Here is a 25,989-nt window from a genome sequence, read left to right on the forward strand (position 1 = left end):
CTGTGACGCAGGGCGCGTCGATCAGCGGATGAAATGCACCTTGCCGGTATCGTCGTTGCCCATGTAGATGCCATAGACACCCGCCTGGCGTTCGAGGATGTAGCGCTCGAGAATCTGTCGGATGGCGGGGTAGTAGATGTCGTCCCAGGGGATCTGGTCGGGCTCGAAGAAGCGGTAGGCAAGGGTCTCGGGGCCGTGCTGGCCGGTCTCTTCCGTGGCGATGGCGCGGAAGATGATGTACACCTCGCTGATCTTGGGCACGCTGAAGATCGAATAGGGCGAGACGATCTCGCCGCGCACGCCGCTTTCTTCCCAGACCTCGCGCAGCGCCGCCTGCTCGGTGGTCTCGCCGGCCTCCATGAAGCCCGCCGGCAAGGTCCAGGTGCCGGGACGTGGCGGGATGGCGCGTTGGCACAACAGGTACTTGCCGTCGCGCTCGATGATGCACCCGGCGATGATCTTGGGGTTGATGTAGTGGACGTAGCCGCACCCGGTGCAATGCAGGCGCTCGTGGGTGTCACCGCTGGGAACGCCCCGGACAAGCGCCGTGGTGCAGTGCGGGCAGTAGCGCGGGGCGGCGGGCATGATCAGCGGCCTATGCGAGGATCTTTGAGGGCCAGGGGTTCGACGATGTCACGGACCTTGGCGTTGTCGTCCTGCTTCTGGCGCAGGTAATCCAGGGCCACCTTGGCGGCGGCGCGCACATGGTCGACCGAGGCCTGGTGGGCGAGCTGAGGATTGCCGGTCTTGATCGCCTCGACGATCTTTTCCATTTCCCGGTTGCTGGCGCCGCGGCGGTTCTGCTGGGACACCGAGGTGGCGCGCAGGTAGCTGATGCGCGCCTGCAACTGGCGCAGTTGCTGGGCGGCGACCTGGTTGCCGGAGCCTTCCAGGAGCACGTCGTAGAAGCCTTGCACCGATTCGAGCACCTGTTGCAGCTCGCCTTCTTCGAGGGCTTCGCGGTTGACCTCCAGGGCGCGCTCCAGGGCGCGGATGTCCTTGGCCTTGGCATTGAGGGTGAACAACTGGACGATCAGGCCTTCGAGCACGCAGCGCAGCTCATAGATGTCGCGGGCGTCTTCGAGCGTGATGATCGCCACCCGTGGGCCTTTGGCATCGGCGAATTCCACCAGGCCTTCGGACTCCAGGTGACGTAGGGCCTCACGCACCGAGGTGCGGCTGACGCCGAGGCGATCGCAAAGGTCGCGCTCGACCAGGCGATCGCCGGGCAGCAGGTGGAAGTTCATGATCGCCCCGCGCAGTTTGTCGAGCACGATTTCGCGCAGGGTAACGGGGTTGCGGTTGACCTTGAAGCTGTCGTCGAGAGGCTGGCGTTTCATCGATTGCGCTCTGAATGAGGCTGCCTGGCCACAACTTGGGAGCACCACGAACCTGGGGCGCTCTCCTTGCGTGGTTCGAACAGCCCGCTGTTAACGGGTTGACTCCGCATCGGCCTCGGCGAACGCTTCGCGGGCCAGGCGGAAGCTGTCCACCGCCGCGGGCACGCCGCAATAAATGCCGACCTGGAGCAGGATCTCGCGTATCTGTTCACGGCTCAGGCCATTTCGCAAGGCGCCGCGAATGTGCAGCTTGAGCTCGTGGGGCCGGTTGAGCGCGGAAATCATGGCCAAGTTTATCATGCTGCGCTCTTTGAGCGACAAGCCGTCGCGGCCCCAGACGTGGCCCCAGCAATACTCGGTGACCAGCTCCTGCAAGGGCTTGGTGAAGTCGTCGGCGTTCTGGATCGAGCGGTTGACATAGTCCTCGCCCAGCACCTGGGTGCGGATCTTCAGGCCTTTCTCGTACTTCTCGTTGCTCATTGCCGTGCTCCTGCATGAAAAAAGGGGCCGCAACCGAAGGTGAGGGGGTGGATGCGCGGCCCCCGGAAACAGGGAGGCGGTGTTGGTTTCTTCGCAGGTAAACCAACGCCGCCCGTTCAGGTCTCAACCCAGCGGCGGTAGCGCGCCGAGCTTGCCCTTGTGATAGACCATCGGCGTGACCGGCTCGGCCGGCAGCACCAGGTTCTTCACCTGGCCGACGATGATCGCGTGGTCACCGCCGTCGTACTCGCGCCACAGTTCACATTCGATGATCGCCGTGGCCTTGGCCAGCAGAGGGTTGCCCAGCTCGCTCAGGCGCCACTCGATGCCGTTGGCCTTGTCCTTGCCCTTGCCGGCGAAGGCATAGGCCTCGGCGGTCTGGTCGGCGGACAGCAAGTGAATGGCGAACTGCTTGCTGTCACGCAGGATCGGGTAGGTGTCGGAGGCGTAGTTGGGGCAGAACAGCACCAGCGCCGGGTCGATCGACAGCGCGCTGAACGCGCTGGCGGTGATGCCGACGATGCCGCCTTCGGCGTCAAGGGTGGTGACCACCGTGACGCCGGACGGGAAGGAGCCCATCACGTCTTTGTAGATGCCAGGTTCGATCATCTTGGTGCTACCTCGTTAACGCATCACGAACGGGTCGGGCATGGGCGCGGTGGAGAGGTTGATCCACACCGTCTTCAGCTCGGTATAGGCGAGCACCGAGTCGATGCCGCTCTCGCGGCCGTAGCCGCTGTTCTTGAAGCCACCAATCGGCGCCATGGCCGAGACCGCGCGGTAGGTGTTGACCCAGATGATCCCCGAGCGCACGTCGCGCGCCAGGCGGTGGGCGCGGCCCAGGTCGCGGGTCCAGATACCGGCGGCGAGGCCGAACTGCGAGTCGTTGGCGATCGCCAAGGCTTCTTCTTCGGTCTTGAAGCGAATCACCGCCGCCACGGGGCCGAAGACTTCTTCCTGCATGATCTTCATCGAGTTGCTGTCGCACTCGAACAGGGTCGGCTCGTAGAACCAGCCGTCACCCTCGACCTCGGCGCGCTTGCCGCCCAGGTGTAGCTTGGCACCCTCGGCCTTGGCTGCGGCGACCAGGCCTTCGACCACGGCCAATTGCTGGGCGGTGGCCATCGGGCCCATTTCGCTGGCGTCGTCCTGGGGGTTGCCGATGCGAATGCGCTTGGCGCGCTCGACCAGGCGCGAGACGAATTCATCGAAGATTTCGTCCTGCACCAGCAGGCGCGAACCTGCCACGCAGCTCTGGCCGGAGGCGGCATAGATGCCGGCCACCGCGCCGTTGATCGCGCTGTCCAGGTCGGCGTCGGCGAAGATGATGTTCGGCGACTTGCCGCCCAGCTCCAGAGACAGCTTGGCGAAATTCTCGGCGCTGCTGCGTACCACATGGCGAGCGGTGGCGGCGCCGCCGGTAAAGGCGATCTTGCGCACCAGCGGATGGCGGGTGAGCGCTGCGCCGGTGCTCGGGCCGAAACCGGTCACCACGTTGACAACACCTGCCGGGAAGCCGGCTTCGTGGGCCAGGCGGGCCAGCTCCAGGATGGTCGCCGAGGCGTGCTCGGAAGGCTTGAGCACGATGGTGTTGCCGGCCGCCAGGGCGGGGGCGAGCTTGATGGCGGTCAGGTACAGCGGGCTGTTCCAGGGAATGATCCCGGCCACTACGCCGATCGGCTCGTGCACGGTGTAGGCGAACAGGTCAGGCTTGTCCAGCGGCAGGGTGCCACCTTCGAGCTTGTCGGCAAGCCCTGCGGTGTAGTGGAAGAACTCCGGCAGGTAGCCGACCTGGCCGCGGGTCTCGCGGATCAGCTTGCCGTTGTCGCGGCTTTCCAGCTGGGCCAGGTGCTCTTTGTTCTCGGCGATCAGATCGCCCAGCCGGCGCAGCAGTTTGCCCCGCGCGGTCGCGGTCAGGCCGCGCCATGCGGCGCTTTCGAAGGCGCGCTGGGCGGCCTGCACGGCCAGCTCCACATCGGCTTCATCGGCGTCCGGCAGTTGCGCCCAGGCCTTGGCGGTGGCCGGGTCGAGGCTGTCGAAGGTCTTGCCGCTCTGTGCATCGCACCATTGGCCGTCGATGCACATCTGGAAACGTACGAGGGTCATGCAACAATCCCCTTGGCGGATTCGTTGAGGGTGCGGGCGTGCGCCAGGAAGTCCAGCAGCATCTTGTTGACCTCCCGTGGCGCTTCGACCGGCATCATGTGGCGTTGCTCGGCCAGCACCACGCTGCGAGCACCGGGGATACGCGCTGCCAGTTGGCGGGTCATCTCCGGGGTCGAGCCCAGGTCGTGCTCGCCGGTGGCGATCAGGGTCGGCACTTGGATGCTGCCCAGGTCATCGGCGCGATACATGTCTTGGGTGGCGAACAATTTATAGGTGGTCAGATAGCCCTGCGGGTCGTTGCCGGCCAGGGTCTGACGAATGGCCGCGACCTGGGCCGGATTGGCGGCCTGGTATTCGCGGCTGAACCAACGCGCCAGCGCCGCTTCGGCATTGGCGTCGGGGCCGTGCTCGGCGGCCTGGGCAGCGCGGGCGATGACGCCGGCGCTCTGCTCGGGGCTGCGATTGAACACGCTGTTGAGCACCACCAGCGCCGCCAGGCGCCGAGGGTAGTGCAGGGCGAAGGCGCGGGCGACCAGGCCACCCATGGAGAAACCGATGACCGTGGCCTGCGGGATCTGCAGGTGGTCGAGCAGTTCGGCCAGTTGCGTGGCGTAGCCGGCAAGGTCGGTGTCGGCGTCGGGGCGTGGGCTCTGGCCGTGGCCGAGCATGTCGTAGGCGATGACGCGGTAGTCGCCGGCCAAGCCTACGAACTGTCCGCCCCACATTTCCTTGTTCAGGCCCACGCCGTGGATCAGCACCACGGGTTGGCCCTGGCCGAGGCTCAGGTAGCTGGTCCCGGCGGGTGTACGTTCAGCAACAGGCTGAATCATGGAGGGCGCTCCTTGAAGGTCGGGCGTGGCGGCAGTGCTTGCACGCAACGCCCCGGCCCGTCTGGTTGTTGTTATTGAGCGTTGGCCTTCTCGGCGGCCAGTTCTTCCAGGTCGATGTAGCGATTGCCGATGCGCGGGTGCAGCCGGCCCCCGTCGGCGGCGCCCAGGACCACGACGATCTCGTCGGCACGCGGGGCGTCTTCGATCTGCATTTCCAGGGTGATGTAGTGCGAGCGCAGGCCTTCGTCGTCCTTCTGCATCATCGGGATCTGGATCGAGGTGCCTGGGCCGCCGCGCTTGTTGGTGAAGCTCAGGTAGCTCTTGGCCTGCACGGCTTCGCGGTAATGGTTGCCAAAGCGCAGGGTATGGATGACGGCGGAGGCGTGCTCGATCTCACCGTCGGCACCGACCACGGCAGCTTTGCCGTAGGCCTCGATCTTGTCGGCACCGCCGATCGCTGCGCACAGGCGCTCGACCATCAGGGCGCCCAGCTCGGAGCAGTTGGCGCGGATCTCGGGCTTGAGGTCTTCGACGAAACCGCGACCGGCCCACGGGTTCTTGATCACCACGGCCAGGCCGACCATGGTCACCGGCTTGTCGGTGGCCTTGCCGCCTTCGATGCGGGTCTCTTCGGAGTAGGTGACGATCTTGCGGATTTCGAAACTCATGGATGGCTCCTGGTGAGGGTTATCAGCTCTTGCTGTCTGATGGTATACCATAATATTGGTTGTGCAAGAGGGCGGTGGAATTTCTCTTCAGAATCGAGCGGCAAGCGGGAAGCTCCGAGCTCCAAGCCGCGCGCGCTGCTGTTTCTTGCAGCTCGCCGCTCGCCGCCGGGGAATCAGGCGAACGCCGGGACCACTTCCTTGATGAACAGCTCGAGCGACTTCTTCTTCTCGGCATGGGGCAAGCTGTTGTCGCACCAGAAGCTGAACTCATCGACGCCCAGCTCCTGGTAGTACTTGATGCGCGCGATGATTTGCTCAGGTGTGCCGATCATGGTGTTCTTGCGGATGTTCTCCAGCTCGAACGCCGGCACTTCGGCAAACTTCGATTCAGGGCTTGGCTCCAGGAAGCCGTTGACCGGGGTGGTCTTGTTGCCGAACCAGGCATCGAAGGTGCGGTAGAAGCGTGAGATGGCCTGGGCGCCGATCTTCCAGCCCTCAGGGTCGGATGGGCTGTGCACATGGGTGTGGCGCAGTACCATCAATTGCGGGCGGGGTACGTCGGGGTTGTTGTCCAGGGCGGTCTGGAACTTGTTCTTCAGGTCCAGCACTTCTTCGTCACCCTTCATCAGCGGGGTGACCATGACGTTGCAGCCGTTCTTCACCGCGAAGTTGTGCGAATCCGGGTCGCGGGCGGCGATCCACATTGGCGGTTGGCCCTTCTGGACCGGCTTGGGCACGCTGGTGGAGGTGGGGAATTTGTAGACCTCGCCGTCGTGGGCGTAGTCGCCTGCCCACAGCTTGCGCACCGCCGGGACCATCTCACGCAGGGCTTTGCCGCCGTCGGTAGCGGGCATGCCGCCGGCCATGCGGTCGAATTCGAATTGATAGGCGCCGCGGGCCAGGCCCACTTCCATGCGGCCATTGCTGATCACATCGAGCAACGCGCATTCACCCGCCACGCGGATGGGGTTCCAGAACGGCGCGATGATGGTGCCGGCACCCAGGCGAATGGTCTCGGTGCGCGCGGCCAGGTAGGCCAGCAGCGGCATCGGGCTTGGCGAGATGGTGTATTCCATGGCGTGGTGTTCGCCGATCCACACGGTGCTGAAACCGCCGCGCTCGGCCATCAGGGTCAGTTCGGTGAGGTCTTCGAACAGCTGGCGGTGGCTGACCTGTTCATCCCAACGTTCCATGTGCACGAACAACGAAAATTTCATGGGGCTTTCCTCGAAGCTTGGAAGTGTCGCCTGTCGGGGCAGGCGTCAGGTGTCTCGACGCATGCCTGGGCATCCGTCATATAAGGGGTGACTTCAGGCGAAGGCTGGCAGGCTGGCCATCTTGCCGCGGCAGTAGACCATCGGCCGTGGCGCCTCTTCAGGGACGATGAGGTTATGCACCTTGCCGACCATGATCGCGTGGTCGCCACCTTCGTATTCACGCCACAGCTCGCACTCGATGATCGCCGTGGCATTGGCCAGCAGCGGATTGCCCAGCTCGCTCAGGCGCCACTCGATTCCGGCGGCCTTGTCCTTGCCTTTCTTGGCGAAGGCATAGGCTTCGGCCTGCTGCTCGCCGGAGAGCAGGTGAATGGCAAAGCGCTTCTGCTTGATCAGTACGGGGTAGGAGTCGGAGCTGTAGTTGGGGCAGAACAGCACCAGCGGCGGGTCCATGGACAGGGACGAAAAAGCGCTGGCGGTAAGGCCGACGACCGAGCCGTCGTCGTCCAGGGTGGTGATGACCGTGACGCCGGACGGGAAAGAGCCCAGGACGTTCTTATAGACGGTTGCGTCGATCATGGCGTGTTCCTCGGGGTAGGGCAGCGGTGGTCCGCATTTTTATCGTTGATGTGTCTGATGGTATACCGTAATACCTGGATTGCAAGTGGAATTTTCAACTGCCGGACGCATGCGATGAACGGTACAGGCCCCGTATTCATTGGCGTTGCTGAGAAATGAAGTGCATCGGGGTGGGGCGCAATACGGAGCAGATGCGCCGAAAAAGCGCAGCGCAGTGTTGTCAAAAACTTGGAATACCATAATATGGTGCGCAGCTGAGAGGCCGCCTTGAGCGGTTTCCTACAAAGATAAAAAACGACCCTTTCGAGCTGAAAACCATGTCCCAACCGTCGTCGCAGCACCCGTTTGTCGAAAACCACACGGTCGATTACGTCCCACCTGCCGAGCGCCATGGGAAGGCGCGCGACCTGTTCACCCTCTGGTTCAGCACTAACATCGCACCGTTGCCCATCGTCACCGGCGCCATGGTCGTCCAGGTATTTCACCTGAACCTGCTGTGGGGGCTCGTCGCCATTGTGCTGGGTCATCTGCTGGGCGGTGTGGTCATCGCCCTAGCCTCTGCGCAGGGTCCGCAGCTGGGCATTCCGCAGATGGTCCAGAGCCGGGGCCAATTCGGCCGCTACGGCGCGTTGCTGATCGTGTTCTTCACGGCGTTGATCTACGTCGGTTTCTTCATTTCCAATATCGTGCTGGCAGGCAAGTCGATCCACGGCATCGCCCCGAGCGTGCCGATGCCCACCGCGATCGTGCTTGGCGCCTTGAGTGCCACAGCCATCGGTGTGATTGGCTACCGCTTCATCCACACCCTCAACCGCATCGGTACCTGGGTCATGGGCTCGGCATTGCTGGCGGGCTTTGTCATGATGTTCAGCCAGGCGCTGCCGATGGACTTCTTCAGTCGCGGGGCCTTCAACCTTTCAGGTTTCGTGGCCACGGTATCGCTGGGGGTGATCTGGCAGATCAGTTTCTCGCCCTACACCTCCGACTACTCACGCTACCTGCCGCGTGAAGTGGGCATCGCCCGGCCGTTCTGGGCGACCTACTTCGGCGCCACCCTGGGCACCATCCTGTGCTTCAGCTTCGGTGTCGTGGCGGTGCTGTGCGTACCTGAAGGCACCGACGCCATGGCTGCGGTGGAACAAGCCACCGGCTGGCTGGGCCCGGTGCTGATGGTGCTGTTCCTGTGCAACATCATTAGCCACAACGCACTCAACCTGTATGGCGCGGTGCTGTCGATCGTCACTGCCATCCAGACCTTCGCCGCCCAATGGACGCCCAGCGTCAAGGTGCGTGTGGTGCTGGCTTCGGTGATCCTGGTGGCATGCGGGATGGTCGCGCTCAACGCCTCGGCGGACTTCATTGGCCAGTTCATCGGCCTGATCCTGGCGCTGCTGCTGGTGCTGGTGCCCTGGGCGTCGATCAACCTGATCGACTTCTACCTGATCAAGAAAGGTGAATACGACATCGCCTCGATCTTCCGCGCCGACGGCGGCATCTACGGGCGCTTCAACCATCATGCGATCGTCGCCTATGCCTGCGGCATCCTGGTCCAGTTGCCGTTCGCCAATACGTCGCTGTATGTCGGGCCGTACTCGAACCTGGTGGAAGGGGCGGACCTGTCATGGCTGTTCGGCCTGCTGGTGACCTGCCCGCTGTACTACTGCCTGGCGACTCGGGGCAAGTCTTTGGGCAAGGTAGGCCGGGCTGTGAGTGCCAGTGACTGAACAAGCAGCGCGATGGGCTGCCATAAAGCCCATCGCGCGAGGCGGTCTGCGTGGGAACAGCCCTACGCTCAGACCTTGAACTGCGCCACCATCGCGTTCAGGTCTACCGCCAGGCGGGACAGGTCTTGCGCCGCCGCGCTGGTCTGGTTGGCGCCCGCAGAGGTCTGCATGGCCAGGTCACGGATGTTGACCAGGTTGCGATCCACCTCGCGGGCCACCTGGGCCTGCTGCTCGGAAGCGCTGGCGATCACCAGGTTGCGCTGGTTGATCGAGGTGATGGCCTCGGCGATCACCTCCAAGGCCTGGCCTGCCGACTGAGCCACCTCCAGCGTGCCGTTGGCACGATCCTGACTGGTATGCATGGCGGTGACCGCACGCTCGGTGCCGGACTGAATACCACTGATCATCTGCTCGATTTCCGCCGTGGACTGCTGGGTGCGGTGGGCCAGGGCCCGCACTTCATCGGCGACCACAGCAAACCCACGTCCGGCCTCGCCGGCCCGGGCCGCTTCGATGGCCGCGTTGAGCGCCAGCAGGTTGGTTTGCCCGGCGATCGCGCCGATCACGTCCAGCACGCGGCTGATCTCGTTGGCATTGCTGGCCAGTTGCTCGATTTCCCCTGAGGTGTCGGTGACATCGCTGACCAGATGCTGGATCGACGCCAGGGCCTGGTTGACCTGCTCGCGACCATCGCGGGTGGTCTGGTCGGCGCCTTTGGACGCGTCGGCGGTGCTCACGGCGTTGTTCGCGACTTCTTCGACTGCGGCGGTCATCTGGTTGACGGCGGTGGCGGCCTGGTCGATCTCCGCGCTCTGCTGGTGCAGGCCGCGGCTGGTGTCCTCGGTGACGGTGTGCAGCTCCTCGGAGGCCGAGGCCAGCTGGTCGGAGGAGGCGGCGATCTTGCGGATGGTATCGCGCAGGCTCTGTTGCATGCGGCTCAGGGCGCGCAGCAGCAGGGCGGACTCGTCACGTCCGACCACCTGGATATCCTGGGTCAAGTCGCCGGTGGCCACGCGCTCGGCCACGGCCACGGCATCGGCCAGGGGGAGGACGATACTGCGGGTGAGCAGGGTGGCGATGGCGATCAGCGCTACAAGTATCATCACCAAGGCAACGATGATCAGCGAGAAGGCCTCCTCGAATACCGCACTGCTGCGCTGGGATGCTTGCTCGGCGCCCTTGGCGTTGTACTCGATGAGCGCCGCGAGGGCTTTCATCATGCTGTCGGCGTATTCGGCCAACGGGCCATTGATCAGCCGGCGGGCCTCGTCGAGCTGTTCGGCGGCAACCGCATCACGGATGGATTTCTGCAGGCCGTGGTACTGCTCGCTCATCTGCAGGAAAGTGTTGAACAGGGCGCGGTCGTCATCGGCGATGATGGTGCGCTCATAGTCGTCCAGATTACCTTGCAGCGTCTGGTTGATCTCGGTGATTTTCTCCAGGGTGGCCTTGCGGGCCGAGGGCTGCTCTTCCAGGGCGCTGCGCAGGGTTAGGGCGCGTGCCCGGCCCAGGGCACTGCTGACATCGCCCAAGGAAATGACCGCCGGCATCCAGGTGACGCGAATCTCATCGGTGGCGCGGTCCATTTGCCGGGTCTCGTAGAGCGAGACCAGTCCCATGACCAGCACCAGAACGCCCAACAGGACGAACATGCAGGCAGCCCGTAGGCCGATTTTCAGGTTGCGTAACTGCATAGAAATGCTCCATCGCATGTGGCAGCGACCCAGCGCTGGACAGCAGGGGAGATCAGGCGCTCGATACACTGCGGATTGGGTTAAGTCCTTACCATTTCTATTGTTTTTATCGATGATGCCACAGTGCCATCACTCCTGAACAGTTGGTCAAAAAAAAGGCAAAAAAAAGAGGCCGCATTGCGGCCTCTTTGACACAGGGTTTACACGACAGGGATCAGCGGATCGGCCGCCGCCAGGGCTACGGCTCGATCCGCCGCCGGTGGGTAGATCCACACTGTATTGATCTGGCGTTTGAGGTCCTTGCCCTCCTGGCCTTTGTACTTGAGTGTGCGTTCCCAGCCCTCGCTGAACGTCGCGCCCCAACCGCCGAGGTCGAGGCAGGTCACGTACACCGGCTGGCGGTACACCACCGGCGCCACCCCCAGCAGGTCGGCGGCCGCATTGTTACCGCAGTGGCGACCCATGGGGATGGCGTGCTGGCAGGTCATCAGAGCGTGATTGCCCGACTCGTCCACCGCCGCCCAGGCCACATCGCCAGTGGCGTAGATGTGTTCCTGGCCGATCACCTTGAGGTGGTCATCCACTCGCAGGCGGCCAAAGCCGTCACGTTCGCCGGGGACCTGAGCCGTCAGCGGACTGGCCTTGACGCCCACGGTCCAGATCACGGTCTTGCTGGCGATGTACTCGCCGTCGTCCAAAGTCACGCCGCCCGCATCGACTGCCACCACCGAGCGCCCTGTCAGCCATTGCACTCCCGCCTGTTCACAAGCTTCGACGATCGAAGGCGTGATACCTGCACCCAGCGCCGCGCCGATGCTGGGGCCACGATCGACCACCACTACCCGCACGGGGGCGTCTTCGCCGAGGATGGTACGCAGGCGCGTCGGCATTTCAGTCGCGGTCTCGATGCCGGTGAAACCACCACCGCAGACCACCACGGTATCGCGGGCCGGGGAGGCCGGCTGCTTGGTCAGGCCGACCAAGTGCTGCTCCAGGCGCATGGCCGATTCCATCTGATCGACATCGAAGGTGTGCTCGGCCAGGCCCGGGACCGGTGGGCGGGCCACCTGGCTACCGGCGGCGAGCACCAGGCGGTCGTAACCGATCTGCCGCGGCTGGCCGTCGGCGTCGGTGTAGCGGACGGTGCGACCCTCCACATCGATGGTCTGGGCGTGCCCCTTGATGAAGGTGACCCCTACGGTCTCGAACAGGGCGCCCAGCGGCGCCTTCATGCTGTGCACGTCGCTTTCGTAGAAGCGCGGGCGGATGCGCAGTTCGGCTTGGGGGGCCAGCACACTGATGCTGACATCGCCGCGCTGGGCCTGGTCGAGCAGGCGGGCGGCGCTCAAGGCGCTCCAGACACCGGCAAAGCCGGCACCGATGATCAGGATATGTGGGTTCATGAAGGTGCTCCAACAAGGTTCGCAAGGGGAAGTGAACGAGCCTTCGGCGAGGGTCTGTACTGTCGCCGAGTAACTACGACTTTATTGGTCGTAGTTTAAAACGGCAAGGTTTTTTTGCGCACGGCGCTGCGAGTGCGGTCTGCCGTTTGGCTAGGACCTTCGGTTTAAAGGGGCTGCAAGGCTCATGAGCAAGACGGACGGCATCGCGAAATTTTGCTCGCCGATTCACATAGGCGTACTATTTGCGACAATATTGGTCGGAGATTGACATGTCCCTTTACAGTGCCGGGGTCGAATACGGCATCCATTGCCTGCTGTTTCTGGTGGATGAGCGTGGTGAAAGCCGCGAGTCCAGCGTCCGTGACCTGGCCGAGTTGCAAGGCGTGCCCCAGGAGTACCTGGCCAAGGTATTCACCAAACTCGCCCGTGCTGGGCTTGTGGCCGCTACAGAAGGCGTGCGTGGCGGTTTTCGACTGGCGCGGCCGTCCGATGAGATCACCGTGCTGGATATCGTCCACGCCATCGATGGACCGAAGAAGATTTTCGATTGCCGCGAGATCCGCGAGCGCTGCGTCCTGTTCGAAGGCGCGCCGCCGGGCTGGGCCACCGAGGGTGTCTGCGCGATCCATGCGGTGATGATGGGAGCGCAGAAGCGCATGGAGGAGGCCCTGGCCCAGCAGACCATCCTCGATCTGGCCCGGCGTTTCGGGCGCAAGGCGCCGGCGCAGTTCGGTCAGCAAATCAATGACTGGATGAGCGAGCGACGCGAAGGCAAGGGCAGTGCCGGTGACATCCCGCTGACCGAAGTCTAGGCTCTTGGCATTGAGCCTTTTGCAGGAGCCCCGTCATGGCCTGGTCCGCTACGCAGTATTCCCTGTTCGAAGATGAGCGCACCCGCGCTGTGCGTGACCTGCTCGCCGCAGTGCCCCCCCGGCCGGTACGCCATGCCACCGACTTGGGCTGCGGGCCGGGCAATTCCACCGAAGTGCTGCGCGGCCAGCACCCCGATGCGATGGTGGTAGCGCTGGACAGTGACCCGGACATGATCGACAAGGCACGCCAGCGTCGCCGCCTGTGCGTGCCGCAGGTGCGCTGTGAAGTCGGCGATATCGCCAGCTGGTCGGCCGCCGAGCCGCAGGACCTGATTCTCGCCAATGCCTCGCTGCAATGGGTGCCCGACCATGGCACCCTTTATCCGCACCTGATTCGCCAGCTCACCGAGGGCGGTACTCTGGCGGTGCAGACCCCCGACAACCTGGACGAGCCCGCCCATCGCCAGTTGCGTGAGATCGCCAGCCAAGGCCCCTGGGCGGACCTGTTCGCCGAGTTCGCACTGCCGCCCCGGCACAACGCGGTGTTCTACTACGACTTGCTCAGCCCGCTGTGCAGCCGCGTGGATGTGTGGCGCACCACCTACCACCACCCGCTGGAGGGCGGGGCAGAGGCTGTGGTCGAGTGGTTCAAAGGGTCGGCCTTGCGTCCCTACTTGGCGCGCCTGGACGCGCAGCAGCAGGAAGATTTTTTGCAGTTGTACTTGCAAGCGATGCAGCGCGACTACCCGCCCTCGACCGATGGCAAAGTGCTGTTGGCGTTTCCACGGTTGTTCGTGGTCGCTACCCGCTAGATCGGCGCCAGCGCCGGATCACGTAGCTGTACACGACGAGGTTCTGCAACAGCACGAACAACCCCAACAGCGTCTGGATCTGCGGCGTCAATCCAGAGGGGTAGATCAGCGGCCAGATGTAGTGCTCGACGAAGCCACCCTGGTAGCCGGCCCCACCGGCCGCGGCGCGCATGCGGTTCTCCCAGCCGGTCAACGGGCAGGCCAGGTGCAGGCCCTCCACCGCCAGCCCCCAGGCCAGGGCGGGTAGGTGAATGAACAGGGCCGCGCGCCATTTGACGACCAGCAGGCCGCCGAACAGCACCAGCAGGATGAACGCCAGGTGCACTAGAACCAAGGCGTCGGCGGCAAGGCGATACAGCATGCGGTGAATCCCTGCGCAACAACGGTGCCTTGAGCATATGCCATTGCCGTTGCCGCCGGCTAAACGTCTGCTATTGCCTGTCCCGACCTGTTCGCGGGCTGACCTGGGAACAAGCCAACGCGATTGTCAGTGTTCTTCCTGCACCATCTGCAGGAAAGTCGCCACCACCCGCCGAGTGCGCTGCTCGCTCAGGCAGACCAGCGTCTCGGTCAGGTGCCGTTGGCAATCAAGGATCGGCAAGGCGCATACCCGTGCATCGGCACCGAATTCGGCCGCTGAGACCACGCCCACGCCGATCCCCACCACCACCGCCTCGCGGGCCGCCTCACGGCCCTCCACCTGGATCGCCGAGCGTATGCGTAGGCCGGCGCGCTGCATTTCTTCTTCGAGGGTCTGGCGGGTCACCGAGCCGGGCTCACGCAGCACCAGTGGCGTGTCGTCCAGGTCGGCCAGGTGGATCGCGCCGCGGCTGGCCCAAGGGTGGTTGTGGGAGACGAACGCGACCATCGGGTCGCGGCGCATGGGCACGCAGAACAAGCGCTCGTCATCCACATCGCGGCCGAGTAGGGCAAGGTCGGCCTGGTAGCTGAACAGCCGGGCCAGAGACTCGTCGGTGTTGCCCGTTTCGATCTTCACCTGGATGCCCGGGTAGCGCTGGCAGAACCGGGCGATCTGCGGCAGCACGTGTACCGGGGCATCCACGGCCAGTACCAGGCTGCCGGTGTGCAGGGCGCGGGAGTCCTGCAGCAGTTCCACCGCCTCGGTCTCGCAGGCAAACAAGCGCTGGGTGATGCCCAGCAGACGCTCGCCCAGGTCGGTCAGTTGGACCGAGCGCTTGTTGCGGTGAAACAGCAACACGCCATAACGCTCCTCCAGTTTGCGGACCTGATCGGAGACCGCCGGCTGGGTCAGAAAGAGTTTTTCGGCGGCGCGGGTAAAGCTGCCGTGCTGGGCGACAGCGTGAAAGGCCTTCAGTTGAGCGTGGGAGACCGACATGACGTACTCCGTTACAAGCTGAGCTTATGTGTGAAATACGATAAATCGATTTTATTTATCAGTCACCAACTGGTTCCATGTCCGACAGTCCGACGGTGCTTTGCAAGCAATCACCGGGGGCCATGGTAACCAGCCGGTCATCCCGATCTGCGGTGCCATCTGACCAGTGACGGTCCTCCTCGTCATGCAGTGCGCAACACAACAACAAAACAGGCGTTTTTTCACATTCTGCCGGCACACTTGAGCAAGAGGTCAGAGTCAAATGAATCAATCCCTAGCGGCCATGAAGCGCTGGCGCGTCCAGATCTTCGCAATCACCTGGCTGGCATACGCCGCCTTCTACTTCACTCGCAAAGCCTTCTCGGTCGCCAAGCTTGGCATCGGCGAGGACCCGACGTTCATGCTCGACAAGGCCGCCATGGCCAACCTCGACGGTATCTACCTGGCCGCCTATGCCGTGGGCCAGTTCACCTGGGGCATGCTCGCCGACCGCTTCGGGCCGCGCGTGGTGGTGCTCGGCGGCTTGCTGATTTCCGCAGCCGCTGCCGTGGTGATGGGCAGTTATGCCACGTTCCCGATCTTTGCCACCTGCATGTTGATCCAAGGCCTGGCGCAGTCCACCGGGTGGGCGGGGCTGTGCAAGAACATCGGTAGTTTCTTCCCGGCCGTGCAGCGTGGGCGTGTCCTGGGCCTGTGGAGTTCCTGCTATGCCTTCGGCGGCCTGGTAGCCTCGCCGTTCGCCGGTTGGTGGGCCTACACCCTGATCGGCAGCTGGCACGCGGCGTTCTTCTCCAGCGCCGCGGTGGTGGCGGGCGTGGCCGTGCTGTTCTTCATCTTCCAGCGCAACAAGCCTGAGGATGTGGGGCTGCCAGCGGTGGAACCGGAGCCGCAGAGCATGGCCCCAGGCTCGAGCCTGGGCAGCGTGTGGGAACCTCTGAAGGAAATCCTGCGCAACCGTACCGTGCTGACCCTGGGCCTGGCCTACTTCATGCTCAAGCCTGCGCGCTACGCCATCTTGCTGTGGGGGCCGGTGATCGTCTTCGAACAGATGCCCTCGGTGGGCAAGGTCGGCGCGGCCATCATCCCGACGGCCTTCGAGCTGGCCGGCCTGCTGGGGCCGATCCTCATCGGCCTGGCCTCGGACAAGCTGTTCGGCGCACGCCGCATGCCGGCCTGCGTGATCAGCCTGGTGCTGCTGACGGTCGCCCTGGCGGCGTTCATGGGCGCCATGCACACCGGCAGCGTGGTGTTGGTGGTCGGCTTGCTGTTCGTGATGGGCCTGACCCTGTACGGGCCGGACTCGATGATCAGCGGCGCGGCAGCCATCGACTTCGGTACCGCCAAATCCGGCGCAACCGCTGCCGGTTTCGTCAACGGCTGCGGCTCGGTGGGCGCAGTGCTCGGTGGTCTGCTGCCAGGCTACTTCGACAGCGTCACGGTGTTCATCATCTTCGCCGGCACCGCGCTGTTCTCGGCCCTGGTCCTGCTGCCGCACTGGAACAGCCGCCCGGCCAGCGTCGCAGCGGCCAATGACGTAGCACCCAACACCGCAATGGCAATCAAGCCGGCGCGCACCTAAAGGAAAGCGACCCATGAGACCCTTCTGGCTGCAACAGGCCTTGGACACGGAAGACGAGGCGGTGTGCCCGACGCTGATCGGCGATGCGCGATGCGACGTGTGCATCGTCGGCGGAGGCTACACCGGCTTGTGGACGGCGTTGATGCTCAAGGAGCAGGCGCCCGAACTGGATGTAATGCTGATCGAGGCGGACATCTGCGGTGCCGGGGCCAGCGGCCGGAACGGGGGATGTGCGTTGTCGTGGTCGGCCAAGTACTTCACCCTCGAACGCCTGTTCGGGGTGCAGGAGGCGGTGCGCCTGGTGCGCGAGTCGGAGCGCAGCATCAGCGCCATCGGCGAGTTCTGCGCGGCCAACGGCATTCAGTGCGACTACCGCCTGGATGGCACCTTGTACACCGCGACCAACCAGGCCCAGGTCGGAGGCACCGATGCGGTGATCGCGGCCCTGGAGCAAAAAGGAATCAATTCGTTCCAGCGCCTGCCGTTGGAACAGGTACAACGCCTGGCAGGCTCGGAGCGTCATCTGGAAGGCTGGTACTCACCGGCCGCCGCCACGGTGCAGCCCGGCCGCCTGGTGCGTGGCCTGCGCCGCGTCGCGCTACAACGGGGTGTGCGGATCCACGAAGGCACCGCCATGACGGGGCTGGAGCATGGCGCGCCGGCCCAGGTGCGCACGGCGCGCGGGACCATTCGTGCAGATCGCGTGGTGCTGGGCCTCAATGCCTGGATGGCCCGGGCCTTCCCGCAGTTCGAGCGTAGTGTGGCGATCGTCTCCAGCGACATGATCATCACCGAGCCGTGTCCAGAGCTGCTGCGCGAGATCGGCCTGGTCAGTGGCGTCAGCGTCCTGGACTCGCGGATTTTCGTCCACTACTACCACAACACCAGCGATGGCCGACTCATGCTGGGCAAGGGCGGCAACACGTTCGCCTATGGCGGACGCATGCTGCCGGTGTTCGACCAGCCTTCGCCTTACCAGCCCCTGCTGCGTGAAAGCCTGGGCGATTTCTTCCCCGCGTTGGCCGACGTGCCTTTGGCGGCCAGCTGGAACGGGCCGTCGGATCGCTCGGTGACCGGTTTGCCGTTCTTCGGGCGGTTGGACGGGCAGGGCAACGTGTTCTACGGCTTTGGCTACTCGGGCAGCGGTGTCGGGCCGTGCCACATGGGCGGGCAGATTCTGTCCTCGCTGGCCTTGGGCCTGGACAACCCGTGGACACGCTCGCCGTTGGTCAAGGGGCCGCTCGGTTACTTCCCGCCGGAGCCGATCCGTTACCTGGGCTCGCTGATGGTGCGCAATGCCATTCGCCGCAAGGAACGCGCCGAGGACCGCGGCGTGCGGCCACGGCGGTTCGATGTGCGTCTGGCCAAGTTCGCGGCGGCGGCGGGCAAGGCCGACAAGGCTTGATGCCAGGGGAGCCGCTCTGCGGTTGCTGTGCGATTTCTTGTCGATCAAGCAGGCGAGGGCGTATAAACTGCTCCCACTTTTGGCCGGTCGCTTCCTGAACCGGCCGCTGAAACAAAGAGAGTCGACATGGGCGCACAGTGGAAAGCCAAGCATAAAGAAGCCGCAGCCAACGCCAAAGGCAAGATCATGGGCAAGCTGGCCAAGGAAATTCAGATCGCCGCCAAATCCGGTGCCGATCCGGACATGAACCCGCGCCTGCGCCTGGCAGTGGAGCAGGCCAAGAAGGCTTCGATGACCCGTGAGACCCTGGAACGCGCGATCCGCAAGGGCGCAGGCCTGGACGGCGATGCCGTGCAGTACCACGCGGTGACCTACGAAGGGTTCGCCCCGCACCAGGTCCCGCTGATCGTCGAGTGCCTGACCGACAACATCAACCGTACCGTCGCTGAAATCCGCGTCGCCTTCCGCAAGGGCCAGCTTGGCTCCAGCGGTTCGGTCGCCTGGGACTTCAACCACGTCGGCCTGATCGAAGCCACCCCCAACGGCGATGCCGACCCTGAGCTGGCCGCCATCGAGTCCGGTGCCCAGGACTTCGAGGAAGGCGAGGAAGAGGGCTCGACCCTGTTCATCACCGACACCACCGACCTGGATGCGGTCCAGAAGGCCCTGCCAGAGCACGGCTTCACCGTGACCTCGGCCAAGATCGGCTACACCCCGAAAAACCCTGTCAGCGCAGCCAGCCTGAGCGCAGAAGCCCTGGCCGAAGTCGAGGCGTTCCTGGAAGCGATCGACAACCACGATGACGTGCAGAACGTCTACGTCGGCCTGACTGACTGATCAGCGGGGCCCCATCGCCGGACACATCGGGCCTCCCGATGTGTCCGGCGACCGAGGGCACGGCCCTCGCCGGAGTCACCCATCAATGCACCCCGCCTTCGCTTCCCTGAGCCTTGCTCACCTGCGTACCCTCGACTGCCTCCTGCAGTTGAAGAACCTCAGCCACGCCGCCGAACGCCTCGGCACCAGCCAGTCGGCCTTGAGCCGGCAACTGGCGCATCTGCGTGACGCCTTCGATGACCCGTTGCTGGTCCGCCAAGGACGCGGCTATGTGCTCAGCGAGCATGCCGAGTCGCTGGTCGAGCCGCTGCGCCAGGTGTTGGAGGAGCTGGCCGCCCTGCGCCAACCCGCCGCCTTCGATCCGGCGCGCTGTGAGCGGCGCTTCTGTATTGCCGCCTCGGACTACGTGGCCGAACACATGCTGCCGCTGCTGGTCAGCGCCTTGGAGCGTGAGGCGCCGGGCGTATCCTTGGAGTACCGCACCTGGCAGGCCGGCCAGTACGCCTTGTTGGCCAGCGGCGAGATCGACCTGGCCACCACCTTGTTCGATGAGTCTCCGCCCAACCTGCACGGCCGGCTGCTGGGGGAAGACCGCGCGGTGTGCCTGATGCGCGACGATCACCCACTGACCGCCCAGCAGAGCTTGAACCAGGAGGATTACCTGGCCTTCAAGCATGTGCGCATTTCCGGCGGTGGCGACAAGGACAGCTTCATCGACCGTCATTTGCGTGCCCAGGGGTTGCAGCGGCGGATCAGCCTGGAGGTGCCGTTCTTCTCTGCCACGGTGCAGGTGATCGGTAATGGCCAGGCGCTGGCGACCGTGCCCGAGCACATCGCCCGCCAGCTGTGTCGTCTGCACCGTCTGGCCTGGCGGCCCCTGGGTTTCATCGAACATACCCAGCGCTATTGGGTGGTCTGGCACCAGCGTTTGCAGGCATCGGCTGAACACCGCTGGCTGCGCAACCGGGTCTTTGAGTTGTGGCGGCAGTCGCAGTTCGGGGTGCAGGGCGGGCATGCGTCTTCGCCATAGCAACTATGCGCGAAACGGGGTTCTTCGCAGTGCCTGGCGCACCTAGACTCTATCGTCCATAGCGTCAGCAGCCCAAGGAGATTGCGCGTGAACCCGGAAGACTTTCGCCAATACGGCCACCAATTGATCGACCTGATCGCCGACTACCGCCAAAGCGTCGCCGAGCGACCGGTCATGGCCCAGGTCGAGCCTGGCTACCTCAAGGCCGCCTTGCCCAGCGAGGCGCCACAACAAGGTGAGCCGTTCGAAGCCATCCTCGCCGATGTCGACAAGCTGCTGATGCCGGGTCTGTCCCACTGGCAACACCCCAACTTCTATGGCTACTTCCCGTCGAACGGCACCTTGTCGTCGGTGCTGGGCGATTTTCTCAGCACCGGGCTGGGCGTGCTGGGGCTGTCCTGGCAATCGAGCCCGGCCCTGAGCGAACTGGAGGAAACCACCCTGGACTGGCTGCGCCAGCTGCTCGGGCTGTCAGCACAGTGGAGCGGGGTAATCCAGGACACCGCCTCGACCAGCACCCTGGTGGCATTGATTTGCGCCCGCGAGCGTGCCACCGACTACGCCCTGGTGCGCGGCGGCTTGCAGGCCCAGGCCAAACCGTTGGTGGTGTATGTCAGCGCCCACGCCCACAGCTCGGTGGACAAGGCCGCGCTGCTGGCTGGCTTTGGCCGCGAGAACATCCGACTGATCCCCACCGACGAACGCTTTGCCATGCGTCCCGAGGCGCTGCAGGCTGCCATCGAGCAGGACCTGGCAGCCGGCAACCAGCCTTGCGCGGTGGTCGCCACCACCGGCACAACGGCCACCACGGCCCTCGACCCGCTGGCGGCGATCGGCGCCATCACCCAGGCGCACAAACTGTGGCTGCACGTCGACTCGGCCATGGCTGGTTCGGCGATGATCCTGCCCGAGTGCCGCTGGATGTGGGACGGCATCGAGCTGGCCGACTCGGTGGTGGTCAATGCCCACAAGTGGTTGGGTGTGGCGTTCGACTGTTCGATCTACTACGTGCGGGATCCGCAACACCTGATCCGGGTGATGAGCACCAACCCCAGCTACCTGCAATCGGCGGTCGATGGCGAGGTCAAGAACCTGCGCGACTGGGGTATCCCCCTGGGCCGGCGCTTCCGCGCACTGAAGCTGTGGTTCATGCTGCGCAGCGAAGGCGTCGAGGCCCTGCAGCAGCGCCTGCGCCGTGACCTGGACAACGCCCGCTGGCTGGCCGAGCAGATCGAGGCCGCGCCGCAGTGGCAGTTGTTGGCGCCGGTGCAGCTGCAGACGTTGTGCATTCGTCACTGCCCGCCGGGGCTGGAGGGGGAGGCGTTGGATGCCCATACCCGGGCCTGGGCGGATCGGCTCAATGGCTCCGGCGATGCCTACGTGACCCCGGCGACCCTGGAGGGGCGCTGGATGGTGCGGGTATCGGTGGGGGCGCTGCCGACCGAGCGGGCGCATGTGGAGCAGTTGTGGGCAAGGCTTCAGACCATCGTCAACGGCTGACAGCAGCCTCTACGAACCCCGTTCCCACAAGGCCAGCATGGGCCCTGCGGGAGCGGGTTCTTGCGCGGCTCAGGCCGTGCCCACAGGGCGTGTATCAGCGGCTCACCGCCTGGAAACTGCTTTTGCGGCTGGCTTCATAGGCGCCTTTGTCCATGGGCCTGGCCTGTGGGTTGCCCAGGTCTTCCATGGCCAGACGGTGGGTTTCCGGCGCGATGTAGGCGGCGAGGGCGCACAGGCAGGTGATGAAGAACGCCAGGCTACCGACCACCAGCGGAATGTTGTCCGAGCCGGGCGGGGCGACGGTGGCGAACAGTGCGGGCAACATGGCGGTGAGCATGGTGCCAATGTTTTGCGCAATGGCCATGGCCGAAACGCGATAGCGGGTCTGGAACAGCTCCGGGTAGAAGCTTGGGAATACCGCGTTGTACCCCTGGTAGACCATGCCCCACATCAGGATCGACACGCCAAAGGCCAGCGGCACGTTCTGGATGCTGATCGCATAGAGGTAGACGAAGGCCAGCAGGCCCGAGCCCAGGCAGCCGGCGATCATGGTCGGGCGACGGCCAATCTTGTCCGACAGGTTGCCGACGAACGGGATCACCAGCACCGCGACGATATTGCCCACCACCGGGATCCACAGGTACACGCTCTTGTCGAAGCCGATGCCATAGGCCGGTTGTACCGCGTAGGCCGCGCCGAAGATGGTGGCCACCACCGGAATCACGTTCATCAACGCCATGAAGGCCACCAGCACCATGCATTTCCAGCTGTGTCGGAAGGCTTCGCTGATCGGCGACTTGGCGACTTTGTCCTGCTGTTCTTCCTGCACGAAGGCCGGGGTCTCGTGGACTTCCTTGCGAATGAAATAGCCGGCCACCAGCACCAACGCGCTCATCAGGAATGGAATACGCCAGCCCCATTCATTGAAGGCCTCGCTAGGCATGAAGTAAGCCAGCGGCAGGAACACCGCCGCCGCCATTACCTGGCCGGCCTGCACGCCTTGCAGGGTGTAACTGGCGTAGTAGCCACGCCGCCCGAAAGGGGCGTGCTCCATGATCATCGAGCTGGCGCCGGAGATCTCGCCGGCCACCGCGAAGCCTTGGACCAGGCGCAGCACCACCAAAAGGGCCGGGGCCAGCAGGCCGATGTCGTGGTAGGTCGGCAGCAGGCCGACGGCCATGGTCGACAGCCCCATCAGGAACATGCACAGCAACAAGACGTTCTTGCGACCGCGGGTATCGCCCCAATGTCCGAGTACGAAGGCGCCCAGCGGGCGGGCCAGGTAGCCGACCCCGTAGGTCGCCAGCGAGGCGATGATGGCCATTTTCGGGTCGGTGGAGGGGAAGAAGATCTGCGGAAAGATCAGTGCCGCAGCCTGGGCATAGATGAAGAAGTCGTAGTACTCGAGTGCCGAGCCGATCCACCCGCTGGCGGTCGCTTTCTTGGCTTGGGAGTTGGAGTGGGCCATCGTTTTCTCCGGTGTTCTTGTAGGTCAGCGGGAGGCTGTTCAGGAGTGATCAGTCGATGACTGATGCCGATGGGAAGAACAAGCAGGTGCGGGTCGCAGGGCGAGGGAAGTGTGCATAGGTCGGTACCCGGTTATTGAATTTATTATGCCGTGACGCTGGGCCTGTCAGCACGACACCCGCTGAACGTGGGGGCAGGGGCCGTTGCTGGGGATTCATGGTTGTCCAGGGGCAGACCTGAATCAATTCGCCAAAACCGCTTTTGTTCGGTAATCGAACCAAAACTAACTGTTTCGTACAAAACGCATTGCGGGGCTGACTTTACCTGCGAATAATCGATCGTGCCAGGCTCCCACGGGCCTGTGACCGTCAGCCCGCGCAACCTTCGGGGGGCGCGCCAATAACAAGGAACTCCCCCATGCAGCGTTCGATTGCCACCGTGTCCTTGAGCGGTACATTGCCGGAAAAGCTCGAAGCCATTGCCGCTGCCGGCTTCGACGGCGTCGAGATCTTCGAGAACGATCTTCTGTATTACGCCGGCAGCCCCCGTGAAGTCCGTCAGCTGTGCCGCGATCTGGGTCTGGCGATCACGCTGTTCCAGCCGTTTCGCGACTTCGAGGGCTGCCGACGCGAGCGCCTGCAGAAAAACCTCGACCGCGCCGAGCGCAAGTTCGACCTGATGCAGGAGCTGGGCACCGACCTGGTGCTGGTGTGCAGCAACGTCCAGGCCGACGCCCTGGGTGATGAGCAGCTGCTGGTGGACGATCTGCGCCTGCTCGCCGAGCGTGCCGGCCAGCGCGGGCTGCGCATTGGCTATGAAGCGTTGGCGTGGGGGCGTCACGTCAATACCTACCAGCAGGTATGGAACGTGGTGCGCCAGGCCGATCATCCGGCCCTGGGGGTGATCCTCGACAGCTTCCACACCCTGTCGCTCAAGGGCGATCCGAGTGGCATCCACCAGATCCCTGGCGAGAAGATCTTCTTCGTGCAGATGGCCGATGCCCCGATCCTGGCCATGGATGTGCTGGAGTGGAGCCGGCATTTCCGCTGCTTCCCTGGCCAGGGTGAGATGGATCTGGCGGGTTTTCTCGCCCCGATTCTGGCCACGGGGTACCGCGGCCCACTGTCGCTGGAGATCTTCAACGACGGTTTCCGCGCCGCCCCGCCCCGGCAGAACGCCGCCGATGGCCTGCGCTCGTTGCTCTACCTGGAGGAGCAGACCCGCGTGCGGCTCGCCCAGCAAGCCCACACCGTGGAGCCGGGCGTGTTGTTCGACCCGCCGCCGGCCAGCGGCTACGAGGGCGTTGAGTTTCTCGAGTTCGCGGTGGACGAGGCCACCGGTGCGCAGTTGGGCGCGTGGCTCAAGCGCCTGGGCTTTGCCGAAAGCGGACAGCACCGCAGCAAGCACGTGCGCCTGCTGCGCCAGGGCGAGATCAATATCGTGCTCAATGCCGAACCCTATTCCTTCGCCCACAACTTCTTCGAGGCCCATGGCCCATCGCTGTGTGCCACGGCGCTGCGCGTCACCGACGGCCAGGCCGCCCTGGGGCGGGCGACCGCTTATCGAGGGCAACCGTTCCGTGGATTGGTCGGCCCCAACGAGCGGGAGATCCCCGCTGTGCGCGCCCCCGACGGCAGCCTGATCTATCTGGTGGAGCAGGCAGGCGAGGGCCAGACGATCTATGACAGCGATTTTCGCCTCGACCCGCAGGCCATTCCCAGTGGCGGCCTGCAGCGCATCGACCACATGGCCCTGGCGCTGCCGGCCGAGTCGCTGGACAGCTGGGTGCTGTTCTACAAGAGCCTGTTCGATTTTGCCGCCGACGACGAGGTGGTGTTGCCCGACCCGTATGGTCTGGTCAAGAGCCGCGCCTTGCGTAGCGCCTGCGCGACGCTTCGGCTGCCGCTGAACATCTCGGAAAACCGCAACACCGCCATCGCCCACGCGCTTTCCAGCTACCGTGGCTCGGGCGTGCATCACATCGCCTTTGCCTGCGACGACATCTTTGCCGAGGTGGCCCGGGCCAAGGAAGTCGGCGTGCCGCTGCTGGAAATCCCGCTGAACTACTACGACGACCTGGCGGCGCGCTTCGACTTCGACGACGAGTTCTTGAGCGAACTGGCGTACTACAACGTGCTCTATGACCGCGATGCCCAGGGCGGGGAGCTGTTCCACGTATACACCGAGCCGTTCGAGGGGCGGTTCTTCTTCGAGATCCTGCAGCGCAAGGGAGATTACGCAGGGTACGGCGCGGCCAACGTGGCGGTGCGCCTGGCGGCGCTGGCCAAGGCGCGCAGTCGGGGCAGGGCGCAAGCCGGTCCTGTGACGACTCGGGTTTGCGGTGTTTCGACCAGGGCCCACCAGACCAGGTAGGGCCCACCAAACCTGACTACCCGACCAACACCGCGCTTCCCTGCATCGTCCCGCTCGCGGATAATCCCACCCCATTGAAAACAACAGCCTGCGAGTGGGTATGAGTGATTCGGTAGTCAATCTCGGCCAGCCTGAGATCGAAGGGCCGCGCAAGTCGCGCAAGAACAACCCCGAAAAAACCCGCGAGGATATCCTCCAGGCCGCCATTCACGAGTTCGTCCAGCAGGGGCTGGCCGGGGCGCGGGTCGATGCCATCGCCGAGCGCACCGCCACCTCCAAGCGCATGATCTACTACTACTTCGGCAGCAAGGAGCAGCTGTACGTCGAGTGCCTGGTCAAACTCTACGGCGATATCCGCAAGACCGAGCACAGCCTGGACCTGGAGTCTCTACCGGCCGTGCAGGCCATCGAGCGGCTGGTGGAGTTCACCTTCGACCACCACGACCATAACGTGGATTTCGTGCGCATCGTCTGCACCGAGAACATCCACTACGGCGAGTACGTCAAGCAATCGCCGGTCATCCGCGAGATGAGCAGTCTGGTGCTTGAGGCGTTGGGTCGCACCTTGCGCCGGGGCGTGGAGGAGGGCGTGTTCCGCGCCGGTATCGAGGTGATCGACCTGCACATGCTGATGAGCTCGTTCTGTTTCTACCGGGTATCCAACCGCCACACCTTCAGCGAGATCTTCCAGATCGATCTCTCCGACGAGCAGATCAAGCAGCGCCACAAGCAGATGATCTGTGACGCGGTGCTGCGCTACATCCGCGCTTGATTCA

The 25,989-nt window shown here is 64.3% G+C and carries 24 protein-coding genes; 10 read left to right on the forward strand and 14 right to left on the reverse strand.

The annotated features are described in order from the left end of the window. Nucleotides 1–21: 21 nt before the first annotated feature. The 9 genes from HMPREF3173_RS18335 to HMPREF3173_RS18375 form a co-directional block, all read right to left on the reverse strand. The gene (locus HMPREF3173_RS18335) at nt 22–585 is read right to left on the reverse strand and encodes an NUDIX hydrolase (protein WP_070575311.1); all 564 of its coding nucleotides are present in this window, start codon (nt 583–585) and stop codon (nt 22–24) included. A gap of 2 nt (nt 586–587) precedes the next feature. Then, nucleotides 588–1,340: a GntR family transcriptional regulator gene (locus HMPREF3173_RS18340; RefSeq protein ID WP_043212706.1), complete on the reverse strand. Its 753-nt coding sequence runs from the start codon at nt 1,338–1,340 to the stop codon at nt 588–590. Between the two features lie 90 nt (nt 1,341–1,430). Then, nucleotides 1,431–1,820, reverse strand: a complete 390-nt coding sequence (locus tag HMPREF3173_RS18345) for a carboxymuconolactone decarboxylase family protein (protein ID WP_070575314.1) — start codon at nt 1,818–1,820, stop codon at nt 1,431–1,433. Nucleotides 1,821–1,943: 123 nt separating this feature from the next. Continuing rightward, nucleotides 1,944–2,429: a flavin reductase family protein gene (locus HMPREF3173_RS18350; RefSeq protein WP_070575318.1), complete on the reverse strand. Its 486-nt coding sequence runs from the start codon at nt 2,427–2,429 to the stop codon at nt 1,944–1,946. 15 nt (nt 2,430–2,444) lie between these two features. Then, complete coding sequence (locus tag HMPREF3173_RS18355; RefSeq protein WP_070575322.1) at nt 2,445–3,926, reverse strand: aldehyde dehydrogenase; 1,482 nt, start codon at nt 3,924–3,926, stop codon at nt 2,445–2,447. Next, nucleotides 3,923–4,756 (reverse strand): alpha/beta fold hydrolase, encoded by an 834-nt coding sequence (locus HMPREF3173_RS18360; protein WP_070575325.1) that lies wholly within the window; start codon nt 4,754–4,756, stop codon nt 3,923–3,925. The genes HMPREF3173_RS18355 and HMPREF3173_RS18360 overlap by 4 nt, the downstream gene beginning before the upstream one ends. A 71-nt stretch (nt 4,757–4,827) precedes the next feature. Then, on the reverse strand, nt 4,828–5,424 hold the full coding sequence (locus HMPREF3173_RS18365; protein ID WP_043212716.1) for an amino acid synthesis family protein: 597 nt from the start codon (nt 5,422–5,424) through the stop codon (nt 4,828–4,830). 173 nt (nt 5,425–5,597) lie between these two features. Further along, nucleotides 5,598–6,641, reverse strand: coding sequence for an LLM class flavin-dependent oxidoreductase (locus HMPREF3173_RS18370; RefSeq protein WP_043212718.1), 1,044 nt, complete (start codon nt 6,639–6,641; stop codon nt 5,598–5,600). A 93-nt stretch (nt 6,642–6,734) separates the two neighbouring features. Next, nucleotides 6,735–7,220, reverse strand: a complete 486-nt coding sequence (locus HMPREF3173_RS18375; protein ID WP_070575328.1) for a flavin reductase family protein — start codon at nt 7,218–7,220, stop codon at nt 6,735–6,737. A gap of 317 nt (nt 7,221–7,537) precedes the next feature. Between HMPREF3173_RS18375 and HMPREF3173_RS18380 the strand changes: the two genes are divergently transcribed. Further along, nucleotides 7,538–8,944 (forward strand): purine-cytosine permease family protein, encoded by a 1,407-nt coding sequence (locus HMPREF3173_RS18380; RefSeq protein ID WP_070575331.1) that lies wholly within the window; start codon nt 7,538–7,540, stop codon nt 8,942–8,944. A gap of 68 nt (nt 8,945–9,012) precedes the next feature. On the opposite strand, the gene HMPREF3173_RS18385 is transcribed toward HMPREF3173_RS18380, so the two are convergent. Together HMPREF3173_RS18385 and HMPREF3173_RS18390 are read right to left on the reverse strand one after the other, a co-directional pair. After that, a complete protein-coding gene (locus HMPREF3173_RS18385) occupies nt 9,013–10,656 on the reverse strand; it encodes a methyl-accepting chemotaxis protein (protein WP_371906693.1) in 1,644 nt (547 codons plus the stop codon). A gap of 182 nt (nt 10,657–10,838) precedes the next feature. Further along, nucleotides 10,839–12,041: an NAD(P)/FAD-dependent oxidoreductase gene (locus HMPREF3173_RS18390; RefSeq protein WP_070575340.1), complete on the reverse strand. Its 1,203-nt coding sequence runs from the start codon at nt 12,039–12,041 to the stop codon at nt 10,839–10,841. Nucleotides 12,042–12,310: 269 nt separating this feature from the next. Here HMPREF3173_RS18390 and HMPREF3173_RS18395 point away from each other — a divergent pair, with 269 nt between their 5' ends. Continuing rightward, nucleotides 12,311–12,853, forward strand: a complete 543-nt coding sequence (locus tag HMPREF3173_RS18395; RefSeq protein ID WP_043212729.1) for an RrF2 family transcriptional regulator — start codon at nt 12,311–12,313, stop codon at nt 12,851–12,853. Nucleotides 12,854–12,888: 35 nt separating this feature from the next. Continuing rightward, nucleotides 12,889–13,665: a trans-aconitate 2-methyltransferase gene (gene tam / locus HMPREF3173_RS18400; RefSeq protein WP_070575343.1), complete on the forward strand. Its 777-nt coding sequence runs from the start codon at nt 12,889–12,891 to the stop codon at nt 13,663–13,665. Here the strand turns inward: tam and HMPREF3173_RS18405 are convergent. Continuing rightward, complete coding sequence (locus tag HMPREF3173_RS18405) at nt 13,655–14,026, reverse strand: DUF2784 domain-containing protein (RefSeq protein WP_070575346.1); 372 nt, start codon at nt 14,024–14,026, stop codon at nt 13,655–13,657. The genes tam and HMPREF3173_RS18405 overlap by 11 nt on opposite strands. Nucleotides 14,027–14,152: 126 nt before the next feature. Beyond that, complete coding sequence (locus HMPREF3173_RS18410) at nt 14,153–15,022, reverse strand: LysR substrate-binding domain-containing protein (RefSeq protein ID WP_043212735.1); 870 nt, start codon at nt 15,020–15,022, stop codon at nt 14,153–14,155. A gap of 262 nt (nt 15,023–15,284) precedes the next feature. Here HMPREF3173_RS18410 and HMPREF3173_RS18415 point away from each other — a divergent pair, with 262 nt between their 5' ends. The 5 genes from HMPREF3173_RS18415 to HMPREF3173_RS18435 all read left to right on the forward strand — a co-directional run bounded on the left by HMPREF3173_RS18415 (nt 15,285) and on the right by HMPREF3173_RS18435 (nt 21,373). Further along, a complete protein-coding gene (locus HMPREF3173_RS18415) occupies nt 15,285–16,601 on the forward strand; it encodes an MFS transporter (RefSeq protein ID WP_070575349.1) in 1,317 nt (438 codons plus the stop codon). Nucleotides 16,602–16,614: 13 nt separating this feature from the next. Then, nucleotides 16,615–18,006 (forward strand): FAD-dependent oxidoreductase, encoded by a 1,392-nt coding sequence (locus HMPREF3173_RS18420; protein WP_070575352.1) that lies wholly within the window; start codon nt 16,615–16,617, stop codon nt 18,004–18,006. A gap of 126 nt (nt 18,007–18,132) precedes the next feature. Next, nucleotides 18,133–18,843 (forward strand): YebC/PmpR family DNA-binding transcriptional regulator, encoded by a 711-nt coding sequence (locus HMPREF3173_RS18425; protein WP_043212740.1) that lies wholly within the window; start codon nt 18,133–18,135, stop codon nt 18,841–18,843. Nucleotides 18,844–18,928: 85 nt separating this feature from the next. Further along, nucleotides 18,929–19,873 (forward strand): LysR family transcriptional regulator, encoded by a 945-nt coding sequence (locus HMPREF3173_RS18430; protein ID WP_070575355.1) that lies wholly within the window; start codon nt 18,929–18,931, stop codon nt 19,871–19,873. An 87-nt stretch (nt 19,874–19,960) separates the two neighbouring features. Further along, the gene (locus HMPREF3173_RS18435) at nt 19,961–21,373 is read left to right on the forward strand and encodes a DOPA decarboxylase (RefSeq protein WP_070575358.1); all 1,413 of its coding nucleotides are present in this window, start codon (nt 19,961–19,963) and stop codon (nt 21,371–21,373) included. 94 nt (nt 21,374–21,467) lie between these two features. On the opposite strand, the gene HMPREF3173_RS18440 is transcribed toward HMPREF3173_RS18435, so the two are convergent. Beyond that, nucleotides 21,468–22,841, reverse strand: coding sequence for an MFS transporter (locus HMPREF3173_RS18440; protein WP_070575361.1), 1,374 nt, complete (start codon nt 22,839–22,841; stop codon nt 21,468–21,470). 416 nt (nt 22,842–23,257) lie between these two features. Here HMPREF3173_RS18440 and quiC point away from each other — a divergent pair, with 416 nt between their 5' ends. Both quiC and HMPREF3173_RS18450 read left to right on the forward strand, forming a co-directional pair. Beyond that, on the forward strand, nt 23,258–25,213 hold the full coding sequence (gene quiC / locus HMPREF3173_RS18445) for a 3-dehydroshikimate dehydratase QuiC (protein WP_070575364.1): 1,956 nt from the start codon (nt 23,258–23,260) through the stop codon (nt 25,211–25,213). 100 nt (nt 25,214–25,313) lie between these two features. Beyond that, entirely contained in the window at nt 25,314–25,985 is a 672-nt protein-coding gene (locus HMPREF3173_RS18450) for a TetR/AcrR family transcriptional regulator (RefSeq protein ID WP_043213716.1), read from the forward strand. Nucleotides 25,986–25,989: the final 4 nt, after the last annotated feature.

The sequence above is a fragment of the Pseudomonas sp. HMSC08G10 genome, assembly GCF_001808425.1.
Lineage (GTDB): Bacteria > Pseudomonadota > Gammaproteobacteria > Pseudomonadales > Pseudomonadaceae > Aquipseudomonas > Aquipseudomonas guariconensis.